Origin of the sequence: Anaerococcus kampingae (genome assembly GCF_046365475.1) — a bacterium.
Classification (GTDB): Bacteria; Bacillota; Clostridia; order Tissierellales; family Peptoniphilaceae; genus Anaerococcus; species Anaerococcus kampingae.
Map to the genome: position 1 here is coordinate 71,189 of NZ_JBGMEF010000029.1, position 21,304 is coordinate 92,492.

Annotated in this window: 19 protein-coding genes; all 19 read left to right on the forward strand. The window is 39.3% G+C overall.

What is annotated here, in order from left to right:
• Positions 1-102: 102 nt before the first annotated feature.
• The 19 genes from ACCQ42_RS07755 to ACCQ42_RS07845 all read left to right on the forward strand — a co-directional run bounded on the left by ACCQ42_RS07755 (position 103) and on the right by ACCQ42_RS07845 (position 21,186).
• Positions 103-261 (forward strand): hypothetical protein, encoded by a 159-nt coding sequence (locus ACCQ42_RS07755; RefSeq protein ID WP_410035837.1) that lies wholly within the window; start codon positions 103-105, stop codon positions 259-261.
• Positions 236-3,361, forward strand: coding sequence for an isoleucine--tRNA ligase (gene ileS / locus ACCQ42_RS07760; protein WP_410035838.1), 3,126 nt, complete (start codon positions 236-238; stop codon positions 3,359-3,361). Before ACCQ42_RS07755 ends, ileS begins: the two co-directional genes overlap by 26 nt.
• A 66-nt stretch (positions 3,362-3,427) precedes the next feature.
• Complete coding sequence (locus ACCQ42_RS07765; RefSeq protein ID WP_410035839.1) at positions 3,428-3,877, forward strand: 8-oxo-dGTP diphosphatase; 450 nt, start codon at positions 3,428-3,430, stop codon at positions 3,875-3,877.
• 157 nt (positions 3,878-4,034) lie between these two features.
• Positions 4,035-5,075 (forward strand): lipid II:glycine glycyltransferase FemX, encoded by a 1,041-nt coding sequence (locus ACCQ42_RS07770; protein WP_410035840.1) that lies wholly within the window; start codon positions 4,035-4,037, stop codon positions 5,073-5,075.
• Positions 5,047-5,760: an ABC transporter ATP-binding protein gene (locus ACCQ42_RS07775; protein WP_106460877.1), complete on the forward strand. Its 714-nt coding sequence runs from the start codon at positions 5,047-5,049 to the stop codon at positions 5,758-5,760. Before ACCQ42_RS07770 ends, ACCQ42_RS07775 begins: the two co-directional genes overlap by 29 nt.
• Positions 5,753-6,730, forward strand: a complete 978-nt coding sequence (locus ACCQ42_RS07780) for a COG1361 S-layer family protein (protein WP_410035841.1) — start codon at positions 5,753-5,755, stop codon at positions 6,728-6,730. Before ACCQ42_RS07775 ends, ACCQ42_RS07780 begins: the two co-directional genes overlap by 8 nt.
• Positions 6,720-8,087, forward strand: a complete 1,368-nt coding sequence (locus ACCQ42_RS07785) for an ABC transporter permease (protein ID WP_410035842.1) — start codon at positions 6,720-6,722, stop codon at positions 8,085-8,087. Before ACCQ42_RS07780 ends, ACCQ42_RS07785 begins: the two co-directional genes overlap by 11 nt.
• A complete protein-coding gene (locus tag ACCQ42_RS07790) occupies positions 8,087-9,142 on the forward strand; it encodes a hypothetical protein (protein ID WP_410035843.1) in 1,056 nt (351 codons plus the stop codon). The genes ACCQ42_RS07785 and ACCQ42_RS07790 overlap by 1 nt, the downstream gene beginning before the upstream one ends.
• Before the next feature lie 68 nt (positions 9,143-9,210).
• Positions 9,211-10,446, forward strand: a complete 1,236-nt coding sequence (gene pepT / locus ACCQ42_RS07795; protein WP_410035844.1) for a peptidase T — start codon at positions 9,211-9,213, stop codon at positions 10,444-10,446.
• A gap of 150 nt (positions 10,447-10,596) precedes the next feature.
• Positions 10,597-11,976 carry a sialidase family protein gene (locus ACCQ42_RS07800; RefSeq protein ID WP_410035845.1) on the forward strand — a complete coding sequence of 460 codons (1,380 nt, stop codon included), beginning with the start codon at positions 10,597-10,599 and terminating at the stop codon, positions 11,974-11,976.
• A gap of 202 nt (positions 11,977-12,178) precedes the next feature.
• On the forward strand, positions 12,179-13,858 hold the full coding sequence (locus ACCQ42_RS07805) for an ABC transporter substrate-binding protein (protein WP_410035846.1): 1,680 nt from the start codon (positions 12,179-12,181) through the stop codon (positions 13,856-13,858).
• 68 nt (positions 13,859-13,926) lie between these two features.
• Complete coding sequence (locus ACCQ42_RS07810; RefSeq protein WP_265235975.1) at positions 13,927-14,892, forward strand: ABC transporter permease; 966 nt, start codon at positions 13,927-13,929, stop codon at positions 14,890-14,892.
• A gap of 8 nt (positions 14,893-14,900) precedes the next feature.
• The gene (locus ACCQ42_RS07815) at positions 14,901-15,779 is read left to right on the forward strand and encodes an ABC transporter permease (RefSeq protein ID WP_410035847.1); all 879 of its coding nucleotides are present in this window, start codon (positions 14,901-14,903) and stop codon (positions 15,777-15,779) included.
• A 7-nt stretch (positions 15,780-15,786) separates the two neighbouring features.
• Positions 15,787-16,803 carry an ABC transporter ATP-binding protein gene (locus tag ACCQ42_RS07820; RefSeq protein WP_410035848.1) on the forward strand — a complete coding sequence of 339 codons (1,017 nt, stop codon included), beginning with the start codon at positions 15,787-15,789 and terminating at the stop codon, positions 16,801-16,803.
• Complete coding sequence (locus ACCQ42_RS07825) at positions 16,790-17,842, forward strand: ABC transporter ATP-binding protein (RefSeq protein WP_463049212.1); 1,053 nt, start codon at positions 16,790-16,792, stop codon at positions 17,840-17,842. Before ACCQ42_RS07820 ends, ACCQ42_RS07825 begins: the two co-directional genes overlap by 14 nt.
• Positions 17,843-17,853: 11 nt before the next feature.
• The gene (locus ACCQ42_RS07830; RefSeq protein ID WP_410035849.1) at positions 17,854-18,795 is read left to right on the forward strand and encodes a dihydrodipicolinate synthase family protein; all 942 of its coding nucleotides are present in this window, start codon (positions 17,854-17,856) and stop codon (positions 18,793-18,795) included.
• Position 18,796: 1 nt separating this feature from the next.
• Positions 18,797-19,672: an ROK family protein gene (locus ACCQ42_RS07835; protein ID WP_410035850.1), complete on the forward strand. Its 876-nt coding sequence runs from the start codon at positions 18,797-18,799 to the stop codon at positions 19,670-19,672.
• Positions 19,665-20,498, forward strand: a complete 834-nt coding sequence (locus tag ACCQ42_RS07840; protein WP_106460865.1) for a MurR/RpiR family transcriptional regulator — start codon at positions 19,665-19,667, stop codon at positions 20,496-20,498. Before ACCQ42_RS07835 ends, ACCQ42_RS07840 begins: the two co-directional genes overlap by 8 nt.
• Positions 20,488-21,186 carry an N-acetylmannosamine-6-phosphate 2-epimerase gene (locus tag ACCQ42_RS07845; protein WP_410035851.1) on the forward strand — a complete coding sequence of 233 codons (699 nt, stop codon included), beginning with the start codon at positions 20,488-20,490 and terminating at the stop codon, positions 21,184-21,186. Before ACCQ42_RS07840 ends, ACCQ42_RS07845 begins: the two co-directional genes overlap by 11 nt.
• Positions 21,187-21,304: the final 118 nt, after the last annotated feature.

Genomic DNA, 21,304 nt, shown 5'->3' on the forward strand with positions numbered 1-21,304 from the left:
TAGTACATTATTTGAGAAAGTATATAGATTAGACTATATGAAGAAGAGTAACTTATATCAAAGCTTCAGAGAGGCATGGTTGGTGAGAATGCTAGGGGAGATATGAGTGAAGATCATCTTTATTGTTTATTAGGTGAAATAAGTAGCCTAGTAGGAATGCCAATCCTTAAGAGCAAATCAGGAAATAAGTGGACCGTCTGTATGGACGGTTCTTTTTTATTAGAAAGGAAATCATATGTGCAATCATCATCATCATTTTGAAGAAATTAACAGCAAAAATGTCAGAGAAAGAGAAGCCCATATCCAAAAGTTTTGGGATGATATTGATCTTCTTGATAAGACATTTGAAACAAGAAAAGACGGGAAAGATTATGTAATCTATGACGGACCTCCAACAGCCAACGGCAAGCCAGGTATCCACCACGTTATAGCTAGAACCCTAAAGGATATGACAAGCCGCTATAAGAACATGAGAGGCTACAGGGTCCTTAAAAAGGCCGGCTGGGATACACATGGTCTGCCAGTTGAAATCGAAGTAGAAAAGCAACTTGGCTTTCATGACAAAAACGACATAGAAGAATATGGCATAGAGAAATTTAACAAATTATGTAAGGAATCTGTTTGGAAATATTCTGATATGTGGAGAGACATGTCAGATAGGATGGGATATCTTTACGATATGGACCACCCATATGTAACCATGAACAATGACTACATAGAAAGTGAGTGGTGGCTTTTAGATAAGGCCTTCAAGGAAGGTTTAATCTATGAAGGAGCCAAGGTTATGCCTTATTGTCCAAGATGTGGTACAGGTCTTGCCAGCCACGAGGTGGCCCAAGGCTATGAATTTGAAAAGACCATCACCCTTACAGTTAGGTTCAAAAAGAAAGATGCTGACAATGAATATTTCTTAGCATGGACCACAACTCCATGGACCTTGCCATCAAACCTTGCCCTTGCTGTGAATCCTGAATTAACTTATGTAAAAGTTTTTGATAAAGAAGATGATTGCTATTATTACATGGCCAAATCTTTGATGGGAAAACTTATGGATAAGAGAGATTATGAACTTGTCGAGGAAATGAAGGGTACTGACCTTGAGCTTTTAGAATATGAGCAATTGATGCCATATGTTAAGACCCAACCAGGCAAGGCCTTTAAGGTCATCCTAGCTGACTATGTATCAGCAGAAGATGGTACTGGTATTGTCCACATAGCACCAGCTTTTGGTGAGGACGACTACCAAGCTTGTAGAAAATATGACCTAGACTTCGTCCAACCAGTTGACTTAGAAGGTAAATTTACCACAACCCCTTGGGAAGGTGAATTTGTTTTCGATACCAACGAGAAAATCTGGAGACATTTACAAGAAGAAGGCAAAGTATTTGCCAAGGAAACAATGGAGCATAACTATCCACACTGCTGGAGATGCCACACACCACTAATTTATTACGCAAGACCATCTTGGTATATCGAAATGAGCAAGTTCTCAGATAAGATGGTAGAAAATAACGATGGAGTAAACTGGTTCCCACAAACAATCGGTGAGAAGAGATTTGGCAATTGGCTAGCCAATGTCAAAGACTGGGCAATATCTAGGTCTAGATATTGGGGTACACCACTTAATATCTGGAGATGTGAGTGCGGCCACACAGATACAGTAGGCAGTCGTGCTGAGCTTAAAGACCGTGCAATAGAGGATATCTCAGAAGATATAGAGTTACACAGACCATATGTAGATGATGTCCACATCAAGTGTGACAAGTGCGGGGGCACCATGTCTAGGGTTCCAGATGTAATGGATGTTTGGTTTGACTCAGGATCTATGCCATTTGCCCAACTCCACTACCCATTTGAAAACAAAGAACTCTTTGAAAATGACTACTACCCAGCAGACTTTATCTGCGAGGGAATTGACCAAACAAGGGGCTGGTTCTACTCACTAATGGCTATTTCAACAATAACCACTGGCAAGGCTCCATTTAAAAATGTCCTAGTAAATGACCTAGTAGTAGATAAAAATGGTAGAAAGATGTCAAAATCTTTAGGCAACACCCTAGACCCATTTGAATTATTCGACAAATATGGGGCAGATGCGGTAAGATTCTACTCCTTATACGTATCACCAGCTTGGATGCAAACCAAATTTGACGAAAAAGGCCTAGTAGAAGTTAAAAACAACTTCTTCAGAACTTTTGAAAATGTCTACAACTTCTTTGCCCTTTATGCAGGCACAGATGGCCTAAGCCTAGAGGATATCAAAGGATTTTCTGATGTAAAACTTGATAATATAGACAAATGGCTATATTCAAGACTTAACAGCTTAATCAAAGACTACGATTCTTATATGGATAGCTTTGATTTCAACAAGGTAGTTCACGAGATAAATGACTTTGTAGTAGAAGATTTGTCAAATTGGTATATCAGACGTAATAGGAAGAGATTCTGGTCTCAAGATATGACTGATTCTAAAAAGGCTGTTTATAAGACAACTTACGATGTCCTAGTGACCCTAGCCAAGCTAATAGCGCCAATCACACCATTCTTAGCAGAAGAAGTATTTAAGAAGCTAACAGGTGAAGAAACAGTTCACACCCAAATCTTGCCAGAAGCAAACGAAAGCTTAATCGATGAAAAAATCGAAGCTGACATGGACCTTGTAAGAAAGATTGTAAACCTAGGCCGTGCTTCAAGAGAAAAAGAAGCAATCAAGGTACGTCAACCTCTATCAAAGATTGTAGTAGATGGTTCTTATAAGGAAAGATTAGAAAATCTTCTTCCACTTATAAAAGAAGAGCTAAATATCAAGGAAGTCGACTTTGAAGATGACCTATCAGAGTTTATGAACTACTTCCTAAAACCAGATTTCAGGGTAGTAGGTAGGATTTTCCAATCCAAGGTAAACGACTTTGCCAAATACCTTGCAACAACAAATGCAAAAGACTTTATAGAAAAGGTCGAAGAGGGACCAGTAAAGGTAGAACTTGCTGGTGAAGAATTTGAAGTAAGTAAGGATTATCTAGATATTAGAATCTCAGCCAAGGAAGGCTTTGATGTGGAAATTGACGGCAATGTCTTTGTAATCCTAGATACAGAAATTACAGAAGACCTAAGAGATGAAGGCTACGCTAGAGAATTTATTTCAAAAATCCAAAACCTAAGAAAAGACTCTGGTTTTGAGGTTACAGATAGGATAAATATTGCTTTTGATGCTGATCCTGACCTTACAGGCTCTCTTGAAAAGTTTGGGGAAGTAATCAAAAAAGAAACCCTAGCAGAAAATCTAACAAAAGCAGAACTTGATGTTGAAGATTTAGAATTAAACGATAAGAAAGTAAAAATAAGTCTAGAAAGATTATAGACTAATGAGGGGCTGGCATTTGCTAGCCTCTTTTTATGTCCGTATAATCCCTATAGAGGTAGAAAAATGAAAATATTACTAATGAATATGATAAAAATTTATAATAAAGACACAGGCGAGGTCCTAGTACTGGACAAGGTCAAAAAATATGGCTGGGAAGGCCTTACCTTTCCTGGAGGCAAGGTCGAAGAGGGGGAATCCTTTGAAGATGCCGCAATAAGGGAGGCCAAGGAAGAAACCAATCTAGATATCAAAAATCCAAAGCTAGTAGGCATCATCACCTGGATCACAGATGAAAGAAAGGATGTGGGCCTTCTTTATGAAACAAGCGACTTTACTGGTGACCTTATCACAGATAATAGGGAAGGCAAGCTCTTTTGGCAAGACTATGAAGACTTCAAAAAGACCAATCCCAAATCTATGTCTATGAACCATATCCTAAAAATCTATGAGGGAGAATGCAGGGAAGTCTTTTGGGACTTTAGAGGCGGAAAAGAAGAAATAAATTATTTTTAGTCCTAGAGATAGGACTTTTTTCTTACAAAAATTTTAAGGCTAATTGCATATAATTATCAATATTATTTAAATTAAGTTCTTGCCTATGTACCTTTAGTGTGATACAATTATCATAAGTGTATTACTATAGACCAAACATTAAGAATTGAGGTAAGCAATGATACTTGATTTAAAAGATAAAAACAAAGTTGAAAAATACAATAACTTTATAAAAACATCCCCCTATGGCCATTTCCAACAAGATATGCGTTGGGCAAGGCTTAAGAAGACTTGGGAGAGTGTATATTTTTATTTAGAAGAAGACTGTAAGATAAAGGCAGCCCTATCTGTCATATATATAAGGGATAAGAAAACAGGCAAGAATTTCTTCTACGGCCCAAGAGGCCCTGTTTGCGACCCTTATGATATTGATTCTATCAAAAGCCTAATAGGAGAGGCGAGCGATTTTGCAAAGGCCAATGACGGGTTTTTGCTAAGGCTAGACCCCTACTATGCCTATGATGAAAATTTAGTAAAGCTCTATGAGGAAAATGGCCTAAAGGTTCGTTTTGATAAGGAAAAATCCAGCCAACCCCTCCTAAATATGGTCCTAGACATAAAGGGGAGAAATGAAGATGAAATCATGGCGACCTTTAGCAAAAATACTAGAAAGCATATAAGGAAATCATATAGGGATGGGATTGTTACGAAAATTTTACCAAAAGAAGATATAAATATCCTCTATGAACAAATTGTAGAAACATCAGAAAGAGCTGGCATCGGTCATAGGCCACTTGATTATATGAAAGACCTCTACGACCTCTATGAGGATGAGTCAAGGCTTTCTGTTTGCTTTTATGAAGATGAGCCGGTCTGCTCATCTCTTCTGATAAAATATGGCACTTGGGCTACTTCCCTTTATGGAGGCTCCTCTGATAAGCATAAGGACATGAGCCAAAATTATCAGATAAATTTTGAAGAGATTAAATATTGCATAGAAAATGGCATAAAATACTACGACATGGGTGGGATTTTTGAGACTGATGGGACCGATGGACTCTATGATTTTAAGAAGAAATTCACCGAAGATAATGTAAGAAAATCCTTTGGGGAGATAGATATTATAATAGATAAGCCAGCCTACGACCTTTACATGACAGACCTAAATCCTCACTACCAAAGGAAAGATGATGAGCTTAATAAAGATAAGAAATCTTAAAAAATATTATAAGGTCGGAGGGTCTATTATAAAGGCCCTGGACGGGATAAACCTAGACATAGAAAAGGGCGAATTTGTTGCCCTTCTTGGAACATCTGGATCAGGTAAGTCGACTCTTTTAAATATGTTGGCAGGCCTTGAAAGACCAACAAAGGGCTCAATTGAATATGGTAAAATTGACCTTACAAAACTGACGGAAGACCAAATAACCAAATTTAGAAACCTAAACATAGGCTTTGTCTTCCAATCTTACAACCTACTTCCTTATTTGTCAGCCTGGGAAAATGTGGCCTTGCCCCTTACCTTTAAGGGCCTAGATGCTAAGGAGAGGAAAAAAGAAGCTATTAAAATCTTAAAGGCAGTAGGCCTTGAGCACAGGATTTATAATAAGCCAAATGAGCTTTCAGGTGGCCAGCAGCAGAGGGTATCTATTGCTCGTGCCTTTGTAGGGGCACCTCCAATAATATTTGCTGATGAGCCTACAGGCAACCTTGACACCAAGACAAGCTTTGAGATAATGCAGCTTATAAAAGATATCACAAGGAAAAACAAACAAACCTTTATTATGGTAACCCATGATGATGAAATGACAGAATTTGCCGACAAGACCCTTTTCATGAGAGATGGCAAGCTAGATAAAATTCACGAAAAACTAACAATTGATGAGGTACTTACAAATGAGTGAAAATACAAATGAACAAATGACCGTAAATGTCAAAAACCAACCAAAGATAATGATATCAGCCTATAGGCTAGAGCCAAAAATAGCCGAGGCTGGCAAGTCCTTTGACCTATATTTTGACCTATACAATACCAATTCCAAAAACACCATCTACAACCTAAAGGCCACCATTGAGCAAAACCTAGGAGCTCAACCTCAAAACACAGGTGAGAATTCCTCCATGGTCTCAGATGGGTCTGTATTTTCGCCAGTTAACCAATCAAATTCATTTTACGTATCAGCCCTCTATCCATGGAATACCGCCCACAGGCAGATAAGGATGAATGTCCTTCCAAATGCTGTAGCAGGAAATTACGTCATAAATATGACCATAGAATATGAAGATGCAGACGGCAACCAATACAAGAGTACTGAAGCAATAGGAATCCCAGTTGTCCAAAGGGCTGGGGTGACCATGGGCAATGTTAAATCAGAAGACTTAGCTGTCGGCCAGCCTACAGAAATGTCTGTAAATATCTATAACACCGGCAAGGATAACCTATCCACCTTCATGTGCGATGTCATAGGCAAGGGTATAAAGATAGACAATGACAGGAAATTCATAGGTAATTTTAAGACAGGAACCCAAGAGACATTTTCTTTCACAGCCACCCCTCTTAGGGAGGGCGAAATAGAAGGCCAAATCATGCTCTCCTACGAGGACTCCACAGGCAAGCTCCACACTCAAACCCTAGACTTCAACAAAGAAGTAGGAGCTGGCATGGGAGAAGAGGCTATGCCAGGAGAAAATGGAGAAATGGGAGCCTATGACCCAAATATGGATCCAAATTCAGGCCAAGGAGGCGGCTCTTTACTTACATCCCCATTTATATGGATAGGCCTAATAGCCATAATAGTATTATCAGTAGTTCTTTATAGGAAGAGAAAACACAAAAAAGAAGATGAGGAGCTTCTAATAGACGATGAAGATTAGTGACAGGCTCCTAATGGCTCTAAGAAATCTCTCCAGGAGAAAGTCAAGGACAATCCTTACAGTCCTTTCAGTAGTCATAGGGGCAACATCAATCATACTCATGCTAGCCTTTGCCAGCGGTATTTCAAATTCTCAAAAGCAGATGATAGAATCCTTTGGCGGTCTAACTAGCATATCTATAGTAAATGACCAGCAAGATGACAGGATCGAAGTCAAGGAAGCAGATATCGATAAACTTAAAAAAATCAAGGGAGTAAGGGCTGTAGTCCCATCCAAAGAATTTTGGTCAGACCTAGTCATAGATGATGGCAAGTCCTACGCCCTATCAAGCGGTTTTGAAGTCATACCTGATGAAATCTTTGCCATGCTAAGCCCTGATATGTTTGAATGGGGTAAGAGCCTAAGTCCATCAGATTCTGACAAGCTAATACTTAGCCAGCAGGCCAGGGTTGATAAAATAGAAGTAATGCCTGGTGGGGGCTGGTCATCTACCGGAAGTGCAGATGATTTTAATTTCAATGACCACAAATTTAGCATTAGACTTGGCTATATGGACCAAGAAGATGATGGGGTCCACTTTGGCAATGATGAAGAAAATCAGCAAAGCTCAAAGCCAACCTATGTAGATGTGCCGGTAAAAATTGCTGGCAAGCTAAATAATGCCTCCCTGCTTAAGGGATGGACATCCTACATCAACGAAAGCCTTTATAAAAAGCTTAAAAAAGAAGATGCCAAGCTAGAATCCCCACAGATGGGATCATTTGATGAAAAAACCGGCCAAACCATAATCGATAAGTCAGATAAGGTAACCTATGAAAAGCTAAGGGTCATAGTAGATGATGTAGATAATCTAGAAACAATTGAAAATAACATAAAAAAGGCAGGCTTTAAGACTCAATCAGAGGCAGGCTCTGCAGAAGAGATCAAAAAGCAAACCATGCAAGTCACCCTAATCCTAGGTGGAATTGGGTCTGTGGCCTTCATAGTGTCAGCCATAGGCATCATAAACACCATGCTCATGTCAATCTATGAAAGACAAAAAGAAATCGGCGTCATGAAGGTAATCGGAGCATCAATAGCTGACATAAGGTCCATGTTTCTGATAGAATCAGGCTTTATAGGATTTTTTGGAGGAGTGATAGGACTTATGATATCCTTTGGGGCAGGTGCTTTTATAAATAACCTAACACAAGGGGGAGGATTTTTTGGAGGCGACGGGGGAGAAATCATCTCCATAAGCCCAGGCCTTGCCTTAGTAGGAGTAGGATTTTCTGCCCTAGTCGGAGTCATGGCAGGCTATATTCCAGCTAGACGTGCTACCAAATTATCAGCTATAGAAGCCTTAAGGAGTAACTGATGAAAAAGCAAATTCTTATTACAATTCTTGCCCTAGGCCTAGTAGCATGCGGTCAAAAAGACCAGAGTGTCAACCAAGCTAATAAGTCTGAAGAAAAAATAGAAAACCAAGTTGAAAATAAGCCAGAAGGATCTTTAGAAAATTCAAATGAAAATCAAGATGCTAAGGCCCTAGGAGAGGATGATTATTTCTTCTCCTACTACGACCTAGTAAGCATCAAGGATGGTCAGGTGATAGATGTCCTCAAGGATTTAGGCTTTAATACAAAAGATCTTTCTTACGAAAAGGAATACTCAGCAAGCTATATTCCTTATTCAGGTGACCTCTTTGTCCTAGGATCTTATCCTAAGCATGATTTTTCCATAAGAAAGATAGCCGGCAAGGACCTTACCACCCTTTATCAATTTAAGGAAAACGAGGCCTTTTTGCCAAAGGCAATGATAGGTGATAAAATCTATGGCATGTATTCTTACTACGACGGTGATGATTATAACAAGCTTAATAGCGAAAAGTCAGGCCTTGCCCAAGTAAACCTAGCCAGTGGAAAGATAAACCTCTACACAGGAACAAGATCAATAGGTTGGGAGAGTATAATAGGCCTAGGAGTCACTGATAAGGAAGCAGTTTTTTCAAAACTTGAAAAGGATTCGACTGTAAATCTTTATAGGATTGACCTAGAAAAGGCTTTTGACCAAGAACCAGATTTAATCGAAAAAGATACTCAGGTCCAATATGTAATGGGGGCTAAATACCTTGATAAGGGTATGCCTATCTATGAGATATTCAAATCAGAAGGAAATGAATTTACCATAAAAGATGAAAAATACAGCTTGGAAGACTCATCAACCCTCAATTTCATAGGCAAATACATGATCATCCAAAATCCAGTAAATTCAGATGAATCTGCTTATTTATTCAAGATGGATATAATAAATTATCTCACAGGAGAGACCATAGAAAAAGACCTAGAATCCTACGGCTACAGGGTCCATGATGGCAAGCTTTACTATATTGACCATGACAAAAATATAAAGAGCCTAGACCTTAACAAGTAAGATTTTAGGCTTTAGAGGAAATCACAGCCAGCCTGTGGTTTTTTCTCTAATAAAGAAAAGAGAAGATAATGAATGAAAAGATAATAAAAGATAAATTAGTAGAAAATTTCCTAAAATACCTGGCAATCCCTAGCCAGTCTGATGATAAAAATGAAATAATCCCATCAAGCCCTGGTCAATGGGATTTGGCCAAGGTCTTAGCGGCTGATTTAGAAGACTTGGGCCTAGTAGATATTAATATAAATAACTTTGGAGTCGTCCAGGCAAGGCTTCCTAGGAGGGGAGATAGATCTAGGTCTATTGGCTGGGTAGCCCATCTTGATACAGTAGATGTGGGCTTATCAGATCAAATTCATCCGCAAATCATCAAAGCTTATGATGGCAAGGATATAAAATTAAACGAAGAAATCACCTTTTCGTCCAAAGATAACCCGGAAGTTTTGTCTTATATAGGTGATGATATAATTTTCACAGATGGGACTTCAGTCCTAGGGGCAGATAACAAGGCGGCTATTGCAAATATCATGACAGCCTTATGGTACTTAAAAGAAAACCCAGAGGTTGACCACTGTGAGATTTTCATAGCCTTTGTCCCAGATGAGGAGATAGGCCTAAGGGGATCAAGAAAAATTGATTTTGATAAGTTTAATGTCGATTACGCCTACACTATAGATTGCTGCGAGCTGGGAGAGCTTGTCTATGAGACCTTCAATGCAGCAAGCGGGACCCTCAAAATAAAGGGAGTATCTGCCCACCCAATGTCAGCCAAGGGCAATTTAGTAAACCCAATAATGATAGCCCACGATTTCATATCTATGCTTGATAGGGCCAAGATGCCAGAACATACAGAAAATAGGGAGGGCTATATTTGGGTGACAGACATAAAGTCAGATGTTCTTAATTTAAGGCTTGACTTTAATATAAGAAACCATGACAGGGAAAAATTTGAGGCTAGCAAGGCATACCTATACCAAATAACTGACCTTCTAAAAGAAAGATACAAGAAAGCTCTTATAGAAATAGAGATATCAGATGTCTATGACAATATAGCTGACTCTATGAATGATGAAAACAAGGTCGCTGTAGAAAAGCTTAGGGAGGTCTTTAAATGCCTAGATATAGAAGAAAAAATAATCCCAATGCGAGGAGGAACAGACGGATCCTTCCTATCAACAAAGGGAATCTTTACCCCAAACTATTTCACAGGAGCTCACAACTTCCACTCAAATAAGGAATTCTTACCACTTGATAGCTTCTACAAGTCCTTCCTAGTGACCTTAAATTTAATGCAAGATGATTTTTAAAAACAAAAGCCCAAGGCGGGCTTTTTTCTTTGAGATTTTCTTCAAAGTCTTTAAAGAAAGCAAAAGTATTTTCAAAAACCCTTTAGTCATTGAAAATAAATTGCAAGAGTCTATAATTAAATTAGGAAAATGTTTTACCAAGGAGGTATTATGTATAAAAGCCAGACAATAGATTTATTTTATCCAGGCCTTGAGGGATCGCCATATTATAGGATACCAAGCCTTGCTCTTCTTAAAAATGGTGACCTCTTGGCTGCAGCTGACCAAAGATTAGAAAGTGAAAGCGACTGGGGAGGGCTGATAGAGCCAGCCCTAAGGATCAAAAAGAAGGGAGTGGGTGATTTTTCAGAACTCTTTAAGGCCTTTATGGAGCCAAGATTTAAAGATGCCAATCCTACCTACACCATTGACACTAACCTAACTCCAGCCTATTATGAAGAAGGAAATAAGGTCTACATGGTAATTGATAAGTTTAGGTCAAGCGGTAACTACCTTACATCCAAAAAGGGCACAGGTTATGTAGAATTTGGCGGTGAAAAATACCCGATTTTATTCTATAACAGCGGAAATACCCTCCTTTTTGAAAAGTCCCAGTCTAGGTTCTACATAAAAAATGGCAAAGTCTATGGGATGGACCATACCCCAAGCCCATACAGGGTATGTATGGAGGATTCCTATCCCTTTGATAAGCTGGGCAATATTTATGAGGGTGACAAGCTAGTAGGAAATATTTATTCAGAGACATCCTTCCTTAGAGTCCACCAAACATCCTACCTATGGTTTACCCAATCAGAAGATGGGGGCAAGACATGGGCAAGTCCTGTTGATATATCCCACTTTGTAGCAGATGATAGGATGATCTTTATGGGAGTCTGTCCGGGAAGAGGCCTGCAACTGGCAAGCGGCAGGCTCCTAATCCCTCTTTATTACACAACAGAAAATAAGGATGACATCTATGACTTAAGGGAACATGCTTGTCTAATTTATTCAGATGACTTTGGCAAGAACTGGTCAAGGTCAAAGTCTGTAAATGATGGAGAGGGCTACTCTGCCCTAGATGGAAAAACTCTCACAAATACAAGTGAAAGCCAGCTAGTAAGCCTAAATGATGGGACCCTAATCCTATTTTCGAGGACAACATCGGATAGGATTCTTTATTCATACTCATACGATGATGGAGAGACTTTTGAAAAAGCCCTTTGCCAGACAGATTTTGATTCAGAAGCCTTCTGCATGGTATCAGTCCTAAAATATGACAAGGATGGCAAGGAATATATCCTAGTGGCAAATCCCAAAGGCCCAGGCAGAAACAATGGCTATATCAGGGTCATGGAAGTAGGCGAGGGAAATAAACTAAGGACCATCAGACAAAAGCAAATCACAGACACAAACTTCACCTATTCCTGCCTAGAATATACAGGAAAAGCCGACACCTTCGCCCTACTATTTGAGCAAAGACAAAAGGATGGTTCAGAAGAGAAAGAGTTTTTAAAATATATAGAATTTGACTTTGAATATCTGATGAATTAGAAGAATCTTTAGCAAAATAGATAAAAAATAGTGGTATATTTAAAAGTACTTTCAAAATTAATAAAAAATTTGAAATTATTTTTAATATGTCCTATAATGTAGATAGTTAGGAAAATGTTTTTTAGGTATATAAGCTTATAACTTCAATCTTACATATATACTTAAAAAACCTTATCACGAAATAAAATTTCAAGGAGGGAACATGAAAAAGAATTACGTTTTAGGCCTAGCCCTATCAGCTATCATGCTACTAACATCTTGTGGTGGCGCAAAGGCACCAGAAAACAAGGAAGAAGGAGATGCTAAGCAAGAAACAAAGGTAGAAGAGACAGCAAAGACAGACGAGTCTAGCGAAAAATCTCTAAGGATGCTATTTGACAAACAAGGTGAAGGTACAAACTTCGATACACCTTGGTGGAACCGTGGAGATATCTACAAGGTTATAACCTTCAGATCTCTATTTAAGGCAAATCCAGAACTAACAGAATTTAAAGAAGATCTTCTAGATTCTTACACAATGGCAGAAGATGGCATGAGCTATGAATTCAACATTAAAGATGGCCTAAAATGGTCAGACGGCTCTGATCTTACAGCAGAAGATGTAAAATTCTCAATCGAAGGTGCCCTAAAGGCAGCTAAGGTTAACTCAATTTACAAATCAGCCTTCTCATCAATCAAGGGAGCAGAAGACTACAAAGAAGGCAAGGCAGAAGAAGTTGCTGGTCTAAAGGTAGAAGGCAACAAGCTAACAATGGAAATGGACAAATCTGTTGGTAACATGATTCCAATTCTATCACAATTTGCAATCCTTCCAAAGGCAGGCTTTGAAGGCGTAGATATGACAGAATATCACACAGCAGACTTCTGGAAAAACCCAATCACAAATGGTATGTACAAGGTTAAAGAAGTTGCAACAGATTCTTACCTAGCCCTTGAGCCAAACGAAAATTACGAAGGTCAAGCACCAAAAATCAAATCAGTAGTAGTAAATATAGTACCATCTGATGCTAAATTAAATGCAGTATTAGGTGATCAAGCAGACGTATTTAATTCTAAGGTACCTACAGAAATTCAAGCAGTTTCTGAAAAAGAAAACTGGGAAGGCCAAACTGTAGACACACTTTTCTACTACTACCTAGTATTTAACCAAACAGGCAATGACCAAAGACCAGCTAGTGAATGGATCAAAAATCCTAAGTTTAGACAAGCAATCTATTACGCTATAGATAGAGAAAATCTAACCAAGAGCCTCTTCCCAGGTCTTGCAGAAGTATCAACCTTCGGTGTACCAGCAAAAGATGCTGACAACAAAAACGAAGAAGCTGAAAAATACGCTTACAATCCAGAAAAAGCTAAAGAGCTTCTAAAAGAAATCGGCTACAAAGCAGATCAACCACTAGAATTTAGATACTACATGGCTGACCAATCATCAGTAGACCTCTATAACTCTATAGCTCAAAACCTACAAGATGTTGGAATCCCTGTAAACGTACAAAAATTTGCGGGCGATGCTACCCAAGAACTTATGGAACTAAGAAACTACGACATAGCCCTAAAAGGCCTATCAGCATTTGGCTATGAAGAATGGTACGGAGAATATGTTCCAGCCAATAACAACCTAGTAAGAGTATTTGGTGAAGAAGTTGGTAAAAAATACGAAGGTCTATATTCTGACCTCCTTCAAGAAACTGACAAGACAAAGAGAGCAGAAATCCTAAAAGAACTTCAAAAAATCGAATCAGAAGACCTATCAAAAGAAGTAGTCTTCATGCTTAAAAATGAAATATTAGTAAATACAGACAATGTAAATACTAACGGAGCTAAGTTTACAAATCCATGGTTTGCAGCAGACATCGGATTTGAAAATTGGGAGCTTAAATAGTTATTCAATTAGGGGCGACAACTGTTGCCCCTTAAATTTTGAAAAATTGCGCTTTAAGGAGAAAATAAATGAAAAATGGCAATATTTTTAAATACATACTAAAGAAATTAATACAAATGATACCAATGCTTGTAGTAATTTCTTTTCTAATATTTGTTGCCCTCCAGGCTATGCCAATAGACCCAATCAACTACCTCTTGCCACCAGGCTCAGCTAGAGACCCACAGATGATAGCAGAACTAAGAGCAAGATATGGCCTAGATGATCCAATCCTAATCCAATATGGCAGGTGGATTGGCCAGGTAATAAAGGGAGACTTTGGCTATTCTATAATAAATGGACAACCAATAAAAGATATACTGGCCCAAAAACTACCAGCGACAGTAGAGCTTGCCCTAGCAGCCCTAATCATTTCATCAATCCTAGGTATAGTTTTAGGAATCCTATCAGCAGTCAACCAAAATGGACCAATTGACTATATAGCAAGAGTTATAGGTGTAATCGGCCAATCCATACCAGAATTTTTATTTGGTATAGTCCTCATATCTGTCTTTGCCCTTTCCCTTGGATGGTTTCCGGTAGGGGGAAGAAATATATTTGGCATGACAAGCTTTTGGGATAAGAGCAAAAACTTAGTGCTACCAGCCCTAGCCCTATCCATAGCCATGATTGCAACAGTATTAAGGTATACTAGAAACTCCATGCTTGGAGTAATGAACCAAGAATATATCAAAACAGCTAGGAGCAAGGGCATACCAGAATGGAAAGTTTACCTAAAACACGCTTTCAGAAACTCAATGGGACCAATCCTAGTCACAATCATGCTCAGGATTCCAGGCCTTATAGGAGGTTCTGTAGTAATAGAATCAGTATTTAACTGGCCAGGCATAGGCTCAACCCTCATGGGAGCTGTAACAAGCGGTGACTATCCGATAATAATGGTCACAACCCTACTCATAGCCACAGTTATGCTTGTAATCTCCTTCATGGTAGATGTCCTAAGTGCGATTCTTGATCCAAGAATAAGATTGTAGGTGAAATTATGACAGAAATAAATCTAGTAGAGAAAAAAGAAAAAAAGTCATCCTTGGCAAAGAGGTCTTTGCAAAAGTTCTTATCAAATAAATTGGCAATAGTAGGACTTGTAATAGTTTTGCTAATGATCTTATCAGCAATCTTTGCATCCCTACTTGCAAGCCATGACCCAAACCAAATAGATATGGGGAAACTTAACCAAGCCCCAGGCAATGGCCACCTATTTGGGACAGATTCCACAGGACGTGACCTATACTCAAGGCTCCTTTATGGTGGCAGGATTTCAATCCTAATCGGTATATCATCAGCCCTTACCACATCCATCATAGGCACAATCTTTGGCCTAATAGCTGGATATTTTGGCGGTCTAATTGATGTCATCCTCATAAGAATATCAGAAGTCTTACAATCATTTCCTATGATAATCCTTGTCATGGTCCTTGTAACCATCCTTGGCCCTTCAGTATCAAATATGATCCTAGTTTTCACCCTCATAGGCTGGATGACAGTCTTTAGGATAGTAAGAAATGAAGTTTTAAGATTAAGAGAAGAAACCTATGTAGATGTAAACAAGGCCTTTGGTATATCAGACTTTGCTATTATGTTTAGGGATATCTTGCCAAACACCCTAAGCCCAATAATAGTAGCAACAACCATAAACATAGCCTATTTTATACTCCAAGAAACAGGCCTATCCTTCCTAGGACTAGGTGTTCCAACTAATGTACCAACTTGGGGAACAATAATAAATGCGGCCAAGTCAATAACAGTCATCCAAATGTATAAGTGGCAATGGATAATACCAGGCCTATTTATATCCCTATTTGTAATGAGTATCAACTTTTTGGGCGATGGCCTAAGAGATGCTCTAGACCCAAGAAATTAGGTGAAATATGGACAATATAATCAAATTAAGAAACCTATCCACAGAATTTAAGGTAGGAAAGAGATATAACAGAATAGTAAAAAACGTAAGCCTAGATGTTAAAAAGGGTCAGATCTTATCAATAGTAGGAGAATCTGGCTGCGGCAAATCAGTCACAGTCAATTCCATGGTCAAACTCTTGCCAAAGACAGCTAGGATAAGCTCAGGAAGTTCAGAATTTTTTAAAGAAGATGGGGGTACTGTCGACATCCTTAAGGAAAAAGCCTACGGCAAAAAGATGAGAGAGCTTAGGGGTAAGGAAATCGGAATGATTTTTCAAGACCCAATGCAATCCCTAAACCCAGTCTACACGGTAGGCGACCAAATCCTAGAAAATATCCTAGAGCATAGGAAGATTTCCAAAAAAGAAGCTAGACAAATCGGCATAGAAATGCTCAAAAAGCTAGGCATACCTGAAGCGGAATCAAGATTTGACAACTACCCTCACCAATTTTCTGGTGGTATGAAACAAAGGGTAATGATTGCCATAGCAATGGTAAATAACCCTAATCTTTTAATAGCCGATGAGCCAACCACAGCCCTTGATGTTACAATCCAAGCCCAAATTATGGATCTTATGAAGGACTTAAGAGATAAGGAAGGCAAGTCAGTAATCCTTATAACCCACAACATGGGCCTTGTAGCAGAAGTTGCCAATCAGGTTGCAGTCATGTATATGGGAAGAGTTATAGAATATGGGGAAGTGGCAGATGTATTTAATAGCCCTACCCATCCTTATACCAAGCTTTTATTAAAATCTGTCCCAGTACCAGGCATGGATAGGAATAAGAAGCTATCAACCATTCCAGGCGAAACCCCAGACCCAGCCAATTATGTAAAGGGCTGCGAGTTTGCAAATAGGTGTGCCTATGCTACAGAAGAATGCCTAAAAAGAGACATTCCACTTTTTAGAGTAGAAGGTAACCACACCGCTAGATGTCTCCTCTTAGAAGGAGAAAAGGAGGTCGTAGATGAAAGTAGATGAGAAAATAATAGAACAAAATGACGACCTATTAGTAAGAAATGAAATAAAAGATCAAATTGTCTTTGATGTCAAAAACCTACAGACCCATTTTCCAATCTATGAAGGCACCTTTTTTAAAAAGCAAACAGGAGCTGTCAAGGCTGTTGATGGGGTATCATTTAAAGTCAGACGTGGAGAGACAGTGGGTGTTGTAGGTGAGTCTGGTTGTGGAAAGACAACCCTAGGCAAGTCTATAATGAGACTAGAAAACCCAACCGGTGGCGAAGTTTTATACAATCTTCACGGCAAGATGACAGATGTAACCAAATTTAATAAAGAAGAGCTCTTTGATTTTAGAAAAGAAGTACAAATGGTCTTCCAAGACCCATATTCAGCCCTCAACCCAATGAAAAAAATCTATGATTCCTTCAAGGCGCCCCTAGTTGCCCACGGGGTCAACCAGAAAAAGGATATAGACATGGTCATAGAAGATAGGCTAAAGAGAGTAAACTTAAGACCTGATTATATGTACCGCTACCCACATGAGTTTTCAGGTGGTCAAAGGCAAAGGCTATGTATAGCCAGAGCCCTCTGCGTCTCTCCAGAAGTAGTAATACTGGATGAGCCGGTATCAGCCCTAGACGTATCAATCCAGGCCCAGGTAATAAACCTACTCCAGGGCATCCAAAAAGAGCTTGACCTAACCTATATTTTCATAGCCCACGACCTTTCGGTAGTAGAATATATTTCTGATAGGATAATAGTAATGTATCTTGGAAATATCATGGAAATATCTACCAGCGAGAAGATTAACAAAAACCCAGCCCATCCTTATACCCAGGCCCTCCTATCAGCTGTCCCAATACCAGTAGTGGGAGCTGACTCAAAGAGGATTGTCCTAGAAGGGGATGTGCCAAGTCCAATCCATAAGCCAGCTGGCTGCCCATTCCACAACAGGTGCAGCAAGTGCATGGATATTTGTAAGAGTGAAATCCCAGAAAGAGTCCTAATAGATGAAGACCACGAGGTAGCTTGCCACCTATATAGCAAGAAAAATTAGAGGAGAAAATTATGACCGAATTTACACTAAAAGACTTTAGGGGAGTAATACCAGCTGCCCTATCAATATTTGATGAAAATGAAAACCTAGACCTAGAAGCTACAAAAGAATTTACAGAATTTCTTTTAAAATTTGACATCGGTGGCCTATACTTAACAGGATCAACCGGTGAAGGCTTCTTGATGAGTGCTGAAGAAAGGGAAAAATCATCACAAGCTGTAATAGAAGCAGCAAAGGGAAAGGTGCCAGTTGTAGTTCACATAGGCGATATAGGTACTAAAAAATCAATCGACCTAGCAAAAGCAGCCGAAGAAGCTGGAGCTACAGCTATTTCATCAGTCCCACCTTTTTATTGGAGATTTAATAGCGAGCAAATCTATGACTACTACAAGGATATAGCAGAAGCTGTTGATATTCCAATGGTAATCTACAATGTCCCACTAGCAGGCATGATGAGTGCAGACATGATCAAAGACCTATCCCAAATAGAAAATATCAAGGGCGTAAAATACACAAATTCAGACATTTACCAAATCCCAGCTATCAAGGAAGCTTGTGGAGAAGACTTCATGGTTTATGGTGGAGCAGATGAGCTAGCAAGCTCAAACCTACTAATAGGTGTAGATGGTATAGTAGGATCATTTTATAACCTAATCCCAGATTTATTCATCCAAATAAATGAGGCTATAGCTAATAACGAAGTCAAAAAAGCCTACGACCTTCAGAAAAATGCCGTAAGGATAATAAACTACCTAGTAGCAGGTGGTAACATGGTAGCAGGTATCAAGGCTGTCCTAAGAGAAGCAGGTATAAATGCAGGATATGCTAGAAGACCATTCATTAACTTCTACGGGGATGACCAGGTAAAACTTGCCAAGGGTCTAGTAGAATTGGCTAACAAATACGAGATGAAAGATATCTATGTAATAGATAAGCTAAGAGAGAAATATTAAGATGCCAGTACTTTGCCTAGACATAGGGGGCACAGAGATCAAGGCCATGCTTAAGGGGGAAGGTTTTGAAAAAGACCTTCCAAATTTCCCATCAAAAGCAGGCACAAATGCCCCTGATATCAAAGAAGATGTCCTAAAACTCATTAAAGACCTAAATCCAGAATATAAGGTAGAAGGGGTGGCCATTTCTACAGCAGGCATGGTTGACTACAAGACAGGAATCATAGCAGGCCACGGCCCAACCTTCAAAAACTACAAAGGTTTTGATTGGAAAAAGGAGCTAAGAGATGCCCTAAACATCCCAGCTGTAGTAGAAAATGATGTAAAGGCTGCAGCTATGGGCGAGCTATCCTATGGAGCTGGCAAGGGCTATAATTCAGCTTTCGTCCTTACAGTAGGAACAGGCATAGGAGGTGCCCTGATCCTAGATGGAAAAATCCACAGGGGTGCAAGTGGTCATGCAGGAGAAATTGGCTACATGCCATTTGAAACTGATAAGTTTGAAGCCCTAGCTTCAACCAGCGTCCTAGTTAAAAAGGCCCAGACCCTCTACCCAGACAAAAACCTAAACAATGGCAAGGAAATATTTCATGCCTTAGATAAGTCTGACCCTGATGCAATAAAATTAGTCGATGACATGACAAAAATACTCGCAAGGGGTATTGCAAATATCATGCTCATAGTAAACCCAGAAGTGATTATAATTGGAGGAGGAATAAGCGAGCAAAAAGAGAAATTCCTCGACCCAATTATTGAAAAGATAAGGGCCCTTGTGCCAGAAAATATCTTCGCTTCCACAGAAATAAAGGCCACAGCCCTAGGCAATAAGTCAGGACTTTACGGGGCCTACAGCCTATTTGAAAAATCAAATGAATGAAAATTATGAATCAATACTCCCTCTAATTGAATCAAAGTATGAAGAATTAACTGAAGTAGAAAAGATAATAGCAGAATATTTCCTAGAAACAGAAGACACAGACCTAACAAGCAAGACAGTCTCAAACAAGCTTTTTATCTCTGAGGCAGCCCTCACCCGTTTTGCCAAAAAGCTCAACCTTTCTGGCTATAGGGAGTTTGTCTATAAGTACCAGTCATCTAGACAGAGCAATTTTAAGAGGAAAAAGGACATAGGTCTTCCTGTATTTGATTCCTACAGGGAAATCTTGCTTAAATCCTACAACCTCTATAATTATAAGGACTACGAAAAGCTAGCCGAAGCCATGCTAAATGTCGACAGAATTTACATCTACGGTGTAGGCTCATCAGGCTATTTGGCCACAGAATTTGCCCAAAGACTCATAAGGCTGGGTCTAGATGCAGAAGCAATCACAGATACCCATATGCTCTTATTAAACTCAGTAAGGCTAAAAAGAGACTCTCTAGTCATGGGCATCTCCTATTCAGGCAAGTCCATAGAGGTAATAGATGGCCTAAAGAAGGCGGGAGAGAAGGGTTGCAAAACAGTACTTTTTGTAGCAAATGATAGTGAAAAATGGGACCAGTATTTTGATTTTGTAATCCTAGTAGCCCACAAGCAAAACCTAGAATATTCAAACATCATCTCACCCCAATTTCCTACCATGATAATGCTAGATATACTCTTTAAAAAACTCTACGACAGACGTCTTACCTCAGGAGAGGTCTACATGCAATCAGTTAATGAAATGTTAAAATTAATAAAGGAGAAGGACGATGGAAATTAATGATAGATTAAAAAATGGTCTAATAGTATCCTGCCAGGCTCTAGAAGATGAACCCCTCCACTCTTCATTTATAATGGGCAGGATGGCCCTAGCAGCAAAAATGGCAGGAGCCTGTGGTATAAGGGCCAATACTGTAGAAGACATAGCAGAAATCAGGAAAAATGTCGACCTACCAATAATTGGTATAATCAAAAAAGATTATGACAACAGCGAGATTTATATAACACCAACCATGGATGAAATAGACAAGCTTGTGGCTTCTGGTGTAGAAATTATAGCTACAGATGCCAGCAATGCCAAAAGACCAAACCACGATGGTCTAGATGCTTTCTATAAGGAAATAAGAGCAAAATACCCAAACATAAGGCTAATGGCAGACTGCTCAACCATCGAAGAAGCAATCCACGCAGATTCACTTGGTTTTGACTATATAGGCACCACCATGGTAGGCTACACCCCACAATCAAAGGGCCACAAGATAGAAGTAGATGATTTTAAGATCCTAAGGGAAATCATTAAGGCTTGCGACCATCCGGTAATAGCAGAAGGTAACATCGACACACCGGAAAAGGCCAAGAGAGTTCTAGAATTAGGAGCCCTCACAGTAGTGGTAGGTGGAGCCATAACCAGACCACAAAATATAGCCAAAAAATTTGTCGACTGCATAGACTCCCTAAAAGATAAATAGGATTTAAAAACGGTTTTCAAAAATGAAGGCCGTTTTTTCTTGCATGACGGGCATGTCCTAAGGCTGGGGCGAAATTCCCTACAGAGCGTAGTTACCAACGAATCTAATAGCGACCCCG

Bases quoted from the DNA above. Each gene is read 5' to 3' on its own strand.
- ACCQ42_RS07755 (WP_410035837.1), top strand. From the start codon at position 103: ATGAGTGAAGATCATCTTTATTGTTTATTAGGTGAAATAAGTAGCCTA.
- ileS (WP_410035838.1), top strand. From the start codon at position 236: ATGTGCAATCATCATCATCATTTTGAAGAAATTAACAGCAAAAATGTC.
- ACCQ42_RS07765 (WP_410035839.1), top strand. From the start codon at position 3,428: ATGAAAATATTACTAATGAATATGATAAAAATTTATAATAAAGACACA.
- ACCQ42_RS07770 (WP_410035840.1), top strand. From the start codon at position 4,035: ATGATACTTGATTTAAAAGATAAAAACAAAGTTGAAAAATACAATAAC.
- ACCQ42_RS07775 (WP_106460877.1), top strand. From the start codon at position 5,047: ATGAGCTTAATAAAGATAAGAAATCTTAAAAAATATTATAAGGTCGGA.
- ACCQ42_RS07780 (WP_410035841.1), top strand. From the start codon at position 5,753: ATGAGTGAAAATACAAATGAACAAATGACCGTAAATGTCAAAAACCAA.
- ACCQ42_RS07785 (WP_410035842.1), top strand. From the start codon at position 6,720: ATGAAGATTAGTGACAGGCTCCTAATGGCTCTAAGAAATCTCTCCAGG.
- ACCQ42_RS07790 (WP_410035843.1), top strand. From the start codon at position 8,087: ATGAAAAAGCAAATTCTTATTACAATTCTTGCCCTAGGCCTAGTAGCA.
- pepT (WP_410035844.1), top strand. From the start codon at position 9,211: ATGAATGAAAAGATAATAAAAGATAAATTAGTAGAAAATTTCCTAAAA.
- ACCQ42_RS07800 (WP_410035845.1), top strand. From the start codon at position 10,597: ATGTATAAAAGCCAGACAATAGATTTATTTTATCCAGGCCTTGAGGGA.
- ACCQ42_RS07805 (WP_410035846.1), top strand. From the start codon at position 12,179: ATGAAAAAGAATTACGTTTTAGGCCTAGCCCTATCAGCTATCATGCTA.
- ACCQ42_RS07810 (WP_265235975.1), top strand. From the start codon at position 13,927: ATGAAAAATGGCAATATTTTTAAATACATACTAAAGAAATTAATACAA.
- ACCQ42_RS07815 (WP_410035847.1), top strand. From the start codon at position 14,901: ATGACAGAAATAAATCTAGTAGAGAAAAAAGAAAAAAAGTCATCCTTG.
- ACCQ42_RS07820 (WP_410035848.1), top strand. From the start codon at position 15,787: ATGGACAATATAATCAAATTAAGAAACCTATCCACAGAATTTAAGGTA.
- ACCQ42_RS07825 (WP_463049212.1), top strand. From the start codon at position 16,790: ATGAAAGTAGATGAGAAAATAATAGAACAAAATGACGACCTATTAGTA.
- ACCQ42_RS07830 (WP_410035849.1), top strand. From the start codon at position 17,854: ATGACCGAATTTACACTAAAAGACTTTAGGGGAGTAATACCAGCTGCC.
- ACCQ42_RS07835 (WP_410035850.1), top strand. From the start codon at position 18,797: ATGCCAGTACTTTGCCTAGACATAGGGGGCACAGAGATCAAGGCCATG.
- ACCQ42_RS07840 (WP_106460865.1), top strand. From the start codon at position 19,665: ATGAATGAAAATTATGAATCAATACTCCCTCTAATTGAATCAAAGTAT.
- ACCQ42_RS07845 (WP_410035851.1), top strand. From the start codon at position 20,488: ATGGAAATTAATGATAGATTAAAAAATGGTCTAATAGTATCCTGCCAG.